Raw genomic sequence first — 12,944 nt, 5'->3', positions numbered from 1 at the left:
ATATGGCTAAAGTTGCAAAGAAAGTAACAAAAAAGCGTGTAAAGAAAAACGTTGAACACGGACAGGCACATATTCAGGCATCTTTCAACAATACAATTGTAACAATTACAGATGCACAGGGAAATGCTTTATCATGGGCAAGTGCCGGTGGTCTTGGATTTAGAGGTTCAAGAAAATCTACTCCATATGCTGCACAGATGGCAGCTGAAACAGCAGCAAAGGCTGCTCTCGTTCATGGATTAAAGACAGTAGATGTTATGGTTAAGGGACCAGGATCAGGTAGAGAAGCAGCAATTCGTGCACTTTCTGCATGCGGAATCGATGTAACCAGCATCACAGACGTAACTCCAGTACCACATAATGGATGTCGTCCACCAAAGCGTAGAAGAGTTTAATAGGAGGGATAATCTAAGATGGCAGTAAATAGAACCCCAGTTCTTAAAAGATGCAGATCACTTGGTTTGGATCCTGTATATTTAGGAGTGGATAAAAAATCAAATAGACAGTTAAAGAGATCAGGAAGAAAGATTTCCGAGTATGGTCTCCAGTTGAGAGAGAAGCAGAAGGCTAAGTTTATCTATGGCGTATTAGAGAAGCCTTTCCATAAGTATTTCGACATTGCAGACAGAAAGAAGGGTATGACTGGTGAAAACCTTATGACTATCCTTGAGAGCCGTCTGGACAATGTTGTATTCCGTATGGGATTTGCCAGAACACGTAGAGAAGCTAGACAGGTTGTAGACCACAAGATGTTCTTGGTTAATGGCAAGCCTGTAAACGTACCATCATACTTGGTAAAGGCTGGCGATGTTATCGAAGTTCGCGAAGCAAAGAAGAGCCTTCAGAGATTTAAGGATATCGTTGAGGTAACAAACGGCAGACTCGTTCCGGATTGGATCGATGTTGACCTTGAGAAGTTACAGGGAACTGTAAAAGAGTTACCTACAAGAGAGCAGATCGACGTACCAGTCGATGAAATGCTTATCGTCGAGTTGTACTCTAAGTAATTAGACACAATTTAGCAAGGTAAACCAGTATAAGGAGGGCCACCTAGTGTTCGATTTCGAAAAACCAAACATTGAGATTGCTGAAATCTCAGAAGACAAAAAGTATGGAAGATTTGTTGTAGAACCTTTAGAGAGAGGCTACGGAACTACACTTGGTAATTCACTTAGAAGAATCATGCTTTCTTCATTGCCAGGTGCGGCAGTAAGTCAGGTGAAAATCGAAGGCGTATTACATGAGTTCTCATCTATTCCTGGTGTTAAGGAAGATGTAACAGAGATCATCATGAACATCAAGAATCTTGCAATCCGCAACAACAGCGCAAGCAACGACCCGAAGATCGCATACATTGAGTTCGAGGGCGAAGGTGTTGTAAGAGCAAGTGATATTCAGGTGGATTCTGACATTGAGATTATGAATCCGGATCTTGTGATCGCTAATTTAAATGGTGGTGCTGACAGCAAACTCTACATGGAGTTGACCATTACGAAGGGTAGAGGATATATCAGCGCAGATAAGAATAAGTCAGAGGACACACCAATCGGTGTTATCGCTGTTGATTCTATCTACACACCAATCGAAAGAGTAAATCTGAAGGTTGAGAATACTCGTGTAGGTCAGATTACTGACTATGACAAACTTACCTTGGACGTATATACAAATGGTACAATTCAGCCAGACGAGGCAGTAAGTTTAGCCGCTAAGGTATTAAATGAGCATTTAAGCCTCTTCATCGATCTTTCTGATCGTGGAATCGAGGCTCAGGTTATGGCTGACAAGCCAATGGATCCAAAGGGCAAAGTCATGGATATGAACATCGATGAATTAGAGTTATCTGTTCGTTCTTACAACTGCTTGAAGAGAGCAGGCATCAACACTGTTGAGGAGTTATGCAACAAGACAGCAGATGATATGATGAAGGTTCGCAACCTTGGACGCAAGTCTTTGGAAGAAGTATTAGGTAAGTTAAGCGAGTTAGGACTCCAGCTTAGAACTGGAGACGAATAAAAGTCACATAGGGAGAACCGGTAAGACCAAAAGGCACGGAACTCTCATAATATCATGGATGGCATACCATGCACCTCGCGAATAAGACCAAAAGGCATCGCGAAGTGAGCCATCACATAAGGAGGAAAATGAAATGGCAAAGTATAGAAAGTTAAGCAGAACATCTTCACAGAGAAAGGCATTACTGAGAAATCAGGTAACAAACCTTTTATATCATGGAAGAATCGTTACAACAGAGGCTAAGGCAAAGGAAGTTCAGAAGATCGCTGAAGGAATCATTGCTATGGCTGTTAGAGAAAAGGACAACTTCGATGAAGTTACCGTACAGGCTAAGGTTGCCCGCAAGGACAAAGACGGCAAGCGTGTAAAGGAAGTTGTTGATGGCAAGAAGGTTACTGTATATGATACAGTAGAAAAGAAGATCAAGAAGGATCAGCCATCCCGTCTTCATGCAAGAAGAGAAATGCTTAAGGTATTATATCCTGTAAAGTCTGCTGGTAAGACTAAGAAGGAGATCAAGGAAGTTGATATGCCTAAGATGTTATTCGAGGAAATCGCTCCTAAGTATGCTGACCGTAACGGTGGTTACACAAGAATCGTAAAGATCGGAACTCGTAAGGGTGACGGTGCTTTGGAAGTAGTTCTTGAGTTAGTATAATCCATTTATGAACGTAGAAAACCTCCCGTAGTTTGAAATGCTGCGGGAGGTTTTTTGTCGTTAAACCAAGTTATTTGAAAGTAACGATGGTGACACCGGCATCGCCCTCACCAAATTCGGCGAGATGGAATTCGTCGACGATCTTTTGTTTTCTTAAATATTGATGTACTGCCTTACGCAGAGCACCGGTTCCCTTGCCGTGGACGACACGGACCGATTTTAAATGCGATACATAGGCATCATCCAGATACTTATCCAGTTTGGCTACGGCTTCGTCGCCGTTGAGTCCTAGGAGGTTGATCTCCGGGGAGATGGTAGCAGCCTTGCTAAAGCCACCATTGCCTGTGTAACGGCTCTTTTTGCCGGTTGTCTTAGCGGCTGTATCGTTGTCCTCCAAAAGGATTAGATCATTGATATTGACCTTGGATCGCATAATGCCCATCTGTACCTGCAGATCGCCTCTGGCGTTTGGCAGGGAGTAGACGGTTCCGTTGATATTCATGGAGAGCACCTTGACTGGATCCCCTACGCGCAGATTCTTTGGTACTTTGTGGTTCTTTGGCTTGTTGTTATCCTTGGCAGCAACAGAGGCCTTCTTTCGGCTGGCTGCCAATTTCTTACCGACAGCAGCACGCTTGGCTTCCATCTTGGCAATGTCCGGGTTGGAATGACTGTATTTGTTGAAGTCGCGGATGGTTTCGTCTGCGATCTGCTTGGCTTCCTGTAAGATGTGGGAAGCGTCCTCATTTGCCTGACGCAGGATCTTATCCTTGGAGGCATTCAGACGATCTTCGCGCTCTTTTAGTTTCTTTTGCAGGTCTTCCATTTCTCTTTTCTGCCGGGCAATTTCCTCACTGTCACGCATCATAGAGACCCGTCTTTGTTCCAGATCGACCATGAGGTCTTCAAAGTTCTGATCATCTTCCGTGACGTGAGTCTTAGCGTCTGCGATCAAGTCGTCGGACAGACCGAGTTTTTTGGAAATGGCGAAAGCATTACTTTTTCCCGGAATACCGATGAGCAGATGGTAGGTCGGGCTCAGGGTCTCTACGGAAAACTCACAACAGGCGTTTTCTACGCCCGGTGTGGATAAAGCATACATTTTCAGTTCACTGTAGTGGGTAGTTGCCATGGTGAGGACACCGCGCTCATGTAAACTGGATAAGATGGCAGTCGCAAGGGCTGCGCCTTCTTTTGGATCCGTACCGGCACACAATTCATCGAAAAGACAGAGATAATGTCCACTGGATCTTTCCACTTCCCGCAAGATATGCACAATGTTGGTCATATGTGAGGAGAAAGTCGAGAGGGACTGTTCAATACTCTGTTCATCTCCAATGTCAGCAAAGACATCATCAAATATAGATAACTGGCTTCGATCCTTGGTCGGGATATGCAGTCCTGCCTGCCCCATCAGGCTGAGAAGTCCGCAGGTCTTGAGGGAGACCGTCTTACCACCGGTGTTTGGACCGGTCACGATGAGAAGATTGTAATCCTTGCCCAGTGTCAGATCGATCGGTACGACATGTTTGGGATCCAAAAGCGGATGTCTTGCTGCGCGCAGATGGATGATGCCATCGGTATGAAACTCCGGCTCAACGGCGTTCATCTTGCGGGCGAGTTCTCCCTTGGCAAAGATGAAATCCAGTTCTGCCAAGATCATAAAGTCCTGTGAGATCTCCTCTGTATGTTCTGCGACAAGATTGGACAAGTCGGCTAAGATCTTTTCAATCTCCTCTGCCTCCTGCAATTCCAGTTCACGCAGGGAGTTGTTGAGATTGACGACGGACATAGGCTCGATAAATAGGGTAGAGCCACTGGAGGACTGGTCATGTACCATGCCGGGAACGTAGTTCTTGTACTCTGCCTTGACCGGCAGACAATAGCGCCCGCCACGGACTGTGATCACGCCATCCTGTAAGTAAGAACGTGTCGTATTGTTGTTTAACATGGTATTCATCTGGGTGCGGATACGCTCGCCGATGACATTCTTTTGCCTGCGGATATTTTTCAGCCCAGGACTGGCATCGTCCGCGATGCTATCTTCCGATAAAATACAGTGGCGGATCTCCTGACAGACCGGTGTGAGTGGTTCCAGATTGTTAAAGAAATGAGCCAGATGATCGCTCTCGATCGACAGATCATTTTCACTGCGTCCATAGGTCTTGACCCGCTTGGCAACCTCTAAAAGAGAGGTAATCGCCAATAGTTCCGAAATCGTCAAAGAAGACCCGATCTCCAGATGTTTTAGGAAAGGACGTACATCCGTAATGCCGGAGAAAGAGACACTTCCCCGTTTAAAGATACGGCTGAGAGCATCCTTGGTCTCTGCCTGCATGCGTTTGATCTGTGAAAGATTGGAAACGGGCAGAAGTTCACGGCAATAAGCCTTTCCCTGTGTACTGCCAGCACATTGCTCCAACAGAGCGATTATTTTGTTGTATTCGAGTGTTTTTAATGCTTTCTTATTCATAAAATGTATTATACACAAAAATATATTGAAAGACCAGTCATTCAACCGTATAATAAAAACTGCATGAATGTAGTAAAGATAGGGCGTAAGGGCATATAGAGGTATGGCGCAAGAAGACGCTCTGCATAGAAGAGGAGAATGTAATGAGATTTATCAAAGACCTCACAGAGGGAGAAAGAATCAATGAAATATATTTGTGCCGCAAAAAGCAATCGGCACTGACCAAGGCAGGAAAGCCATACGAAAGCCTGATGCTGCAAGATAAGACCGGGACACTGGATGCCAAGATCTGGGAACCGAGTTCCATGGGAATTGATGACTATGACGAATTGGATTATATCTGGGTGCAGGGAGATATCACATCTTTCCAGGGCGCATACCAGTTAAATATCAAGAGACTGCGCGTTGCGCAGGAGGGCGAATACATACCGGCGGATTATCTTCCGTGTTCTGATAAGGACGTGGATCTCATGTATGAGGAATTGCTGGGATTTATCGGGACGATCAAGGCACCATATATGAAGCAGTTGCTTTTGAGTTTCTTTGCAGACGAGGAGTTTGCCAATCGTTTTAAATTCCATTCCGCTGCCAAGAGCGTGCATCATGGCTATGTTGGGGGACTTTTGGAACATACACTGGGTGTGACAAAGAATTGTGATTTTTACGCACAGACTTATCCGATTTTAAATCGCGATTTACTTTTAACTGCGGCTATTTTCCATGATATCGGAAAACTGGATGAACTTTCCCCGTTTCCACAGAATGACTATACCGATGAGGGACAGTTGTTGGGACACATTATGATCGGGGCTGCCAAGGTGCAGGAGCGCATCAATACGATCGAGGGATTTCCGGAGGTCAAGGCGAGAGAACTGATCCACTGTATTTTGGCACATCACGGCGAGTTGGAATTTGGTTCGCCAAAGAAGCCTGCGATCGCAGAGGCAGTGGCACTTAGTTTTGCGGATAATATCGATGCCAAGATGGAGACCATGAAAGAGGCTTTGGGCAATGTGGCAGAGGGCGATCTCAAGTGGCAGGGATTCAACCGTTTGTTTGATTCCAATATCAGAAAAACAAGTACAGAGGAATAATATGAAAAAGAATGATACCTTTATCCTGAAAATCGAAGATATGGGCATCGGCGGTGAAGGCATTGGCAAATATGAGGGGATGACCTTTTTTGTCAAAGATGCCGTCATTGGAGACGAGATTCTTGCGGGCGTGACTAAGCTGAAAAAAGGCTATGGCTACGCCCGCCTTGTTGAAATTGTGAAACCATCGCCGAAGCGTGTGGAGGCTCCCTGCAAGATAGCAAGACAGTGCGGGGGATGTCAGATCCAAAATCTCTGTTATGAGGAGCAACTGGTTCTCAAACAGAAAAAAGTCGAAAATAACTTAAGGCGGATCGGCAGTTTTTCACAGGAACAAGTGGAAAAGGTCATGGAGCCAGTGGTCGGGATGGAGGATCCGTTCCGCTATCGCAATAAGGCGCAGTTTCCTTGTGGATATGATAAGGACGGCAATATCGTCTTTGGATTTTATGCGGCAAGGAGCCATCAGGTCATCCCGATCGATGACTGCCTGCTGGGGGTCAGTGAGAATGCAAAGATCCTAGCTGTCATCAAAGAGTACATGGAAGCCTGCCATATCAAGCCTTATGATGAGACGACAGGGCAAGGTCTGCTGCGTCATGTCTTGATACGCAAAGGTTTTCATAGTGGACAAGTCATGGTCTGCCTGATCATCAATGGGGATAAATTGCCGCAGGCAGATCGATTGGTGGAGAGTTTGTCGGAAGTCCCGGGCATGCACAGCATTTCTTATAATGTAAATAAGGAAAAGACCAACCGTATCCTTGGTGATAAGGTGCAGCTTTTGTGGGGAGATCTGTGTATCCGTGATACCATTCATCGGGTCAGAGAAGAAGAGTCTGGGGGATTTACCAGGACAGATGAGAGCGTGACTTTTGCTATCTCGCCAAAATCTTTTTATCAGGTGAACCCGGTGCAGACGGAGAAATTGTACAGTCTTGCTTTGGAGTATGCGGGACTGACAGGCAAGGAGATCGTCTGGGATCTTTACTGCGGTATCGGAACCATTTCTTTATTTTTGGCACAGGCGGCAAAGCATGTGTATGGTGTGGAAATTGTGCCGGAAGCCGTTGCGGATGCCAGAGAAAATGCCAAGAATAATCAGATCGAAAATGCAACTTTTTATGTGGGCAAGGCAGAGGAAGTGCTGCCGGCATGGGTAGAAGAACATGCAGATGATGGTGATGCAGGTCTGCACCCGGATGTGATCGTTGTGGATCCGCCGCGCAAGGGTTGTGATGAGAAGTGCTTGGAAACCATGGTTGCCATGGCACCGGAGCGGATCGTTTATGTCAGTTGCGATTCCGCTACTTTGGCAAGAGACTTGAAGTACTTACAGGAAAAGGGGTATGAGGTGCTGCGCGTGCGACCGGTCGACCAATTTTGCCACTCCATGCATGTGGAGACGGTTGTCTTACTTTCCAAGGGAATGGTCGACAGCAGGAAAGTTAAGGTGGACTCCTCTTTAGAGGATATGGATTTATCAGAGCTCAAAGGAAAGGCAACTTATGAGCAGATAAAAGCTTATGTGCTGGAACAGACTGGACTTAAGGTTTCTTCATTGTATATTGCACAGATTAAGAAGAAATGTGGACTGGATGTGGGAGAGAATTTTAATTTACCTAAATCTGAGAATGCGAAACAGCTACAATGCACACCGGAGAAGGAAGAAGCAATCATGCAGGCGTTTAGGCATTTTGGAATCATATAGATTGTGGATAAGTAGCATCGTGAGTCTATCTTACTGCTAAGTAGCGGACAAAGGACATTTCTGAACCGTAGTTATTACGGGGCAAGGGATGTCTTTTTTGGTTGCTTTGGAGTGTCCAAAGGACAAGGTAATGATACTGAGATTATTAAGACTGATATGAATAATATCTATCTTATCTAATCTAGAGATAAGGATGGATGGGATGATTACTAAGATTGAAGAATTTGCTTTTTCAAGATATACTTTTTGTAACAGCTAGCGATAAATTATTCAATTTACTGATAGAAAAGATTGATAAATACTCAATTGCAATGGGAGAGTGACTGGTGGCTTCTCTGCAACAGTTTTCACAAGGAGAATAAGCATTTTTATAATGGGCAGAGGTAGTTATCACCTTTTATGAAAAATGCGGTATAAGCTACAATATAAAAGCAAAAACATAAACGAAAGAACGAGGTAAATAACTGTGGCATTACTACAAGATTTAATAAAATAAATTGATGATGAGACGTTTAGACAGAGAATTATGATGGAGATGGGAAAGTTTACCGAGCAGAAAAAGTTCGGTCTGGTCTTTGAGGAGCATCTGTTGGAATTCCTTTTTTGAAGTCTGTGAAAGTGACTCTAACTACTGGAAAATCAAGGTATGAAACAAGAAAACTGTGCTTTGAAATGCAACCACGCAAACAGATACAAAATATTATAAACCATTGAAAAACTACACAAACTATGGTACCATTAAATATGGACAATTGTGCCTTATAGGAGCGAGGAGACTATGACTGTGAGTGTAAAAGAAGAAAACTGGGTAGGTACAAAAGAAGCAGCAGAATTCTTGGGTGTTAAGCCAGCCACAATTCGCGACTGGATTCGTAAGGGCAAAGATATTCCAAGAATGAAGATCGGCAAGGCGTGGAAATTTAAGTATTCAGAACTTGAGGAATGGGCACGTAGTGGTAGAGCTGCCGATAAATAATGCTTATAAAATATAGGCACTGCAGGAGGAAAACATAATGAATAAACATCAACTTGCATCAACGATTTGGGAATCAGCTAATCAGATGCGGTCAAAGATAGAGGCTAATGAGTATAAGGATTTCATCCTTGGATTCATCTTCTACAAATATTTGTCGGAACGTGAACTGGATTTGTTCTACAAGGAAAAACTCAGTGAAGATGAGATCAAGAAGGTTGACGAAAAGGACGTCAAGTATGCGAAGCACGTGCGGGAAACACTTGGGTATTTCATTGCCTATGACAATCTGTTCTCAACATGGTTGGCAAAGGGAAATGATTTTGATGTGAAGGATGTTAGGGATGCACTGTCCGACTTTGACCAAAATATCGATGAGGTTTACAAGAAGGTATTTGAGAAAATCTTCAATACTCTGCAGACTGGGTTGTCAAAGCTGGGAGAGACTTCCGGCTCGCAGACAAAGGCGGTGAAGAAACTCCTGAAGCTGATCAAGAAGATTCCGATGGACGGCAAGCAGGATTACGATGTTCTTGGCTTCATCTATGAGTATCTAATTAGCAATTTTGCAGCAAATGCTGGAAAGAAAGCGGGAGAGTTTTATACACCGCATGAGGTATCTGTGCTGATGTCCGAGATCGTGTCAGAGCACCTTAAAGACAGGAAGCAGATCAAAATATATGATCCTACATCTGGTTCTGGGTCGCTATTAATAAACATCGGCAGATCGGCTGCAAAATATATTAGCGGTGATGGAAAGATTGATTATTACGCGCAGGAACTGAAAGAGAATACATTCAACTTGACCAGGATGAATTTGGTCATGAGAGGAATCAAGCCTGCCAATATCAATGTGAGAAACGGAGATACGCTGGAGGACGACTGGCCTTTCTTTGAAGAAAACAAGAAAGAGACTACTTATGAGCTTGTGAGGGTGGATGCCGTGGTCAGCAATCCGCCTTATTCCCAGAAGTGGGATCCGAAGGACAAAGAGTTCGATCCAAGGTATAAGGATTTCGGCGTTGCGCCAAAGGCCAAGGCGGATTTTGCATTCTTGCTCCATGATCTCTATCATCTTGAAGATGACGGTATCATGACCATCGTCCTTCCTCATGGTGTGCTTTTCCGTGGCGGTGAAGAGGCAAAAATCCGTGAGAACCTGATCGAGAAAAACCGTATTGATGCAATTATTGGCTTACCGGAGAATATCTTTTTCGGAACCAATATTGCGACAATCATTATGGTCTTGAAGAAAAATAGACCGAGTTCGGACGTTCTTATCATTGATGCATCCAAGGGATTTGAAAAATCTGGGAAGAATAACAAGCTTAGGGCTTCTGATATTAAGAAGATAGTAGATACCGTAAAATACAGAACGGAGATTGATAAATATTCCGTATTGGTTTCAAAAGAAACTGTACAGGAAAATGAGTATAACCTAAATATCACCAGGTATGTTGATTCTACGGATGAGCCGGAGAAATGGGATATCCGCGCAACGATGTTTGGCGGTATTCCGGTAAGTGAGGCCGATGTTTTTGAGAAATTCTGGGAGGCGTTTCCAGGACTTAGAGATGCATTGTTTAAAGAAGTGTCAGCGGGATATCTTCAGCCGAGGACAAAGGATATCAAGGGTACAATAGATTCTTTTGAGTCAGTTGAAGCATACAGGGTTACATTTACAAAAGCATTTGCCGGTTTTTATGAGACGCTTAAGGAAGACTTGATCGATGGCATACTGGATGTTGCAGCTGAACAGGAGAAAGAAAAGATTACTGAGGATATTTTTGGCAGGATTGATCGGGTTAAGTTGGCGGATCGATATGTTGCCTATCAGGTGTTTGCAAAATACTGGGATATTATCTCTGCGGATATAGAGATGCTCCAGACAGAAGGGTTCCAGGTCATTACGCAGGTGGATCCGAATATGGTCATCAAGAAAAAAAACAACAAGAATGATGATGACGAAGTGACGGAAGTACAGGATGGATGGAAGGGGCATATCTTACCCTTTGAACTTGTACAAGAAATGCTCATGCCAGATGAGGTTGAAGAAATACGGGTTCTGGAAGAACGCTTGTCAGAGATTGCTGGAGAGTATACTGAGATTATTGATTCCCTCGATGAGGATGAAAAACAGGGCAGCTTCTTAAATGACAGTAATAATGCGTTTGTTTCCAAGGAATTGAAAGCGGCCTGCGATGAAATATTGCAGGATGTGGAGAACGAGGAGATTGATGCTTTGAACAAGTATATGACCATGCCTAAAAAAGAACAACTGGCATTTATCGAGACCTGCACGGATGTGGACTGGGATGTAATCGAAAAGAATAAGGACGGATCCTGCAAGAAGCCGTCGTTAACAAGCCGAATACAGCAGCTAAAGATGGAGTACGAGTTCTCAGAGGATTCGTATGAAGGAAAGCTGTTATCTGCTTTGCGGTTAGTAGATGAGGAAAGTACGGTCAAGAGGAGTGTGAAGCAGAAGAAGGAAGCGCTTCATATCAAAACCAAAAAGGTTATCGAAAATCTTTCCGAAGATGCGGCTCTGCAAATTGTAGAACAGAAATGGATTGCACCACTTGTTAGTGATTTGGATAATATTTCTTCCGCAATTATTACTGATGTGATAAATAAAATGGATTATCTTGCACTAAAGTATTCTACAACCATGCATGATATTCAAAGTGAAAAAACGGATGTTAAATCAAGTTTATCTGAGATGATTGGAATGTTAAGTGCAGATGGTTCGGATTCCGAAGGTCTAATGGAATTTCAAAAAATATTGGGAGGATATGTCCGATGAAAAAAAATATGCTCCTGAGATTAGAATGAACGGTTTTGATGTGGACTGGGAGAAGAAAAAACTATCCGCTGTGGTTGATGTTTATGATGGTGTACATCAAACACCAAAATATACCAATAAAGGAATTATGTTTTTGTCTGTGGAGAATATAGCAACCCTGACATCGCAAAAGTATATTTCGGAAGATGCATTCGCAAGGGATTACAAAATATACCCGGAACGCGGGGATGTTCTTATGACAAGAATCGGAGATGTAGGAACTACAAATGTTGTAGAGACATCAGAGAAAATGGCTTTCTATGTGAGTTTGGCATTGCTAAAACCAAGAAATGTCGATTCTTACTTTTTAAGCAATGTTATTCAATCACCTTTATTCAAAAGGGAATTAAGAGAAAGAACATTAGTAACGGCTGTTCCGCAAAAAATCAACAAGGATGAAATAGGAAAAGTCGATATAGTGATGCCGGATTCTATAGATGAACAGGTGCAAATTGGATTATATTTTAAGAAAATCAATAATCTTATATTGATACATCAGCGAGAACTTCAAAGACTGGTTTGCCTTAGGAAAGCTATGATAGAGAAAATGTTTCCACATGATGGAGCAGATGTTCCTGCCGTCAGATTTGGCCAGTATAAAGAACCGTGGAGACTCTGTCAGTTTTCTGAAATCTTTACGGAGCGGCATATCATTGATACGATATCCGATGAGTATCCGCAACTGGCGTTTACTATCGAAGAAGGCGTAATCAGGCCGGAGGATAAGAAGACTAACAAGCGAGATTTCCTAATTATCGACAAGGCAAATAAAAAGTACCTACAGACGGAATATAATGACATCATCTATAACCCGGCAAATGTGATTTATGGAGCCATTCATCGGAACGCTCTGGGCAAGGGCTGTGTATCTCCGATATACAAGATCTTTTACACAGAGCAGGATTCGACCTTTATGGAGTGCATCGTAAGGCATCCGCGCTTCATTAAAGAAATTTCCCGGAGTATGGAGGGCACAGTAAAGAAGCTTAGGACATTGAAGCCGAAGGCATTCCTGGAAATGAGTGCTTATATTGCACCGACAATAGAGGAACAGCAGCAAATCGGTGAATACTTCCGTCAGATGGATCGACTTATTGAAATTGAGAAGGAAGAACTGGAGAAGATAAAGCATATAAAGAGTGCGTGTATGGAGAAAATGTTTGTGTAGAAGGAGGTG

General features: G+C 43.4%; 10 protein-coding genes. 9 read left to right on the top strand and 1 reads right to left on the bottom strand.

The genetic code is table 11. From position 1 onward, the window contains the following. Window positions 1-2 precede the first annotated feature (2 nt). The 4 genes from rpsK to H8R94_RS05205 all read left to right on the top strand — a co-directional run bounded on the left by rpsK (window position 3) and on the right by H8R94_RS05205 (window position 2,671). Window positions 3-395 (top strand): 30S ribosomal protein S11, encoded by a 393-nt coding sequence (rpsK, locus tag H8R94_RS05220; RefSeq protein WP_118280273.1) that lies wholly within the window; start codon window positions 3-5, stop codon window positions 393-395. Window positions 396-413: 18 nt separating this feature from the next. Further along, a complete protein-coding gene (rpsD, locus tag H8R94_RS05215; protein WP_186854088.1) occupies window positions 414-1,007 on the top strand; it encodes a 30S ribosomal protein S4 in 594 nt (197 codons plus the stop codon). A 46-nt stretch (window positions 1,008-1,053) separates the two neighbouring features. Beyond that, window positions 1,054-2,013: a DNA-directed RNA polymerase subunit alpha gene (locus tag H8R94_RS05210; RefSeq protein ID WP_118280271.1), complete on the top strand. Its 960-nt coding sequence runs from the start codon at window positions 1,054-1,056 to the stop codon at window positions 2,011-2,013. A 133-nt stretch (window positions 2,014-2,146) separates the two neighbouring features. Then, the gene (locus tag H8R94_RS05205; protein ID WP_118280270.1) at window positions 2,147-2,671 is read left to right on the top strand and encodes a bL17 family ribosomal protein; all 525 of its coding nucleotides are present in this window, start codon (window positions 2,147-2,149) and stop codon (window positions 2,669-2,671) included. A gap of 70 nt (window positions 2,672-2,741) precedes the next feature. On the opposite strand, the gene H8R94_RS05200 is transcribed toward H8R94_RS05205, so the two are convergent. Next, the gene (locus tag H8R94_RS05200) at window positions 2,742-5,144 is read right to left on the bottom strand and encodes an endonuclease MutS2 (protein ID WP_186854087.1); all 2,403 of its coding nucleotides are present in this window, start codon (window positions 5,142-5,144) and stop codon (window positions 2,742-2,744) included. A 143-nt stretch (window positions 5,145-5,287) separates the two neighbouring features. Between H8R94_RS05200 and H8R94_RS05195 the strand changes: the two genes are divergently transcribed. The 5 genes from H8R94_RS05195 (at window position 5,288) to H8R94_RS05175 (ending at window position 12,935) form a co-directional block, all read left to right on the top strand. Next, window positions 5,288-6,238 carry a 3'-5' exoribonuclease YhaM family protein gene (locus tag H8R94_RS05195; protein WP_186854086.1) on the top strand — a complete coding sequence of 317 codons (951 nt, stop codon included), beginning with the start codon at window positions 5,288-5,290 and terminating at the stop codon, window positions 6,236-6,238. Between the two features lies 1 nt (window position 6,239). Beyond that, complete coding sequence (gene rlmD, locus H8R94_RS05190) at window positions 6,240-7,949, top strand: 23S rRNA (uracil(1939)-C(5))-methyltransferase RlmD (RefSeq protein ID WP_186854085.1); 1,710 nt, start codon at window positions 6,240-6,242, stop codon at window positions 7,947-7,949. A 784-nt stretch (window positions 7,950-8,733) separates the two neighbouring features. Beyond that, entirely contained in the window at window positions 8,734-8,925 is a 192-nt protein-coding gene (locus H8R94_RS05185; RefSeq protein ID WP_330592996.1) for a helix-turn-helix domain-containing protein, read from the top strand. Between the two features lie 37 nt (window positions 8,926-8,962). Further along, window positions 8,963-11,728, top strand: coding sequence for a type I restriction-modification system subunit M (locus tag H8R94_RS05180; protein ID WP_186854083.1), 2,766 nt, complete (start codon window positions 8,963-8,965; stop codon window positions 11,726-11,728). Next, window positions 11,718-12,935, top strand: coding sequence for a restriction endonuclease subunit S (locus H8R94_RS05175; protein ID WP_186854082.1), 1,218 nt, complete (start codon window positions 11,718-11,720; stop codon window positions 12,933-12,935). The genes H8R94_RS05180 and H8R94_RS05175 overlap by 11 nt, the downstream gene beginning before the upstream one ends. Window positions 12,936-12,944: the final 9 nt, after the last annotated feature.

This window comes from Roseburia lenta (assembly GCF_014287435.1).
Classification (GTDB): domain Bacteria; phylum Bacillota; class Clostridia; order Lachnospirales; family Lachnospiraceae; genus Pararoseburia; species Pararoseburia lenta.
The sequence above is the reverse complement of the archived record's forward strand: the minus strand, read 5'-3'. Positions and strand labels throughout refer to the sequence as shown.

Bases quoted from the DNA above. Each gene is read 5' to 3' on its own strand.
- rpsK (WP_118280273.1), top strand. From the start codon at position 3: ATGGCTAAAGTTGCAAAGAAAGTAACAAAAAAGCGTGTAAAGAAAAAC.
- H8R94_RS05175 (WP_186854082.1), top strand. From the start codon at position 11,718: ATGTCCGATGAAAAAAAATATGCTCCTGAGATTAGAATGAACGGTTTT.
- rpsD (WP_186854088.1), top strand. From the start codon at position 414: ATGGCAGTAAATAGAACCCCAGTTCTTAAAAGATGCAGATCACTTGGT.
- rlmD (WP_186854085.1), top strand. From the start codon at position 6,240: ATGAAAAAGAATGATACCTTTATCCTGAAAATCGAAGATATGGGCATC.
- H8R94_RS05180 (WP_186854083.1), top strand. From the start codon at position 8,963: ATGAATAAACATCAACTTGCATCAACGATTTGGGAATCAGCTAATCAG.
- H8R94_RS05205 (WP_118280270.1), top strand. From the start codon at position 2,147: ATGGCAAAGTATAGAAAGTTAAGCAGAACATCTTCACAGAGAAAGGCA.
- H8R94_RS05195 (WP_186854086.1), top strand. From the start codon at position 5,288: ATGAGATTTATCAAAGACCTCACAGAGGGAGAAAGAATCAATGAAATA.
- H8R94_RS05200 (WP_186854087.1), bottom strand. From the start codon at position 5,144: ATGAATAAGAAAGCATTAAAAACACTCGAATACAACAAAATAATCGCT.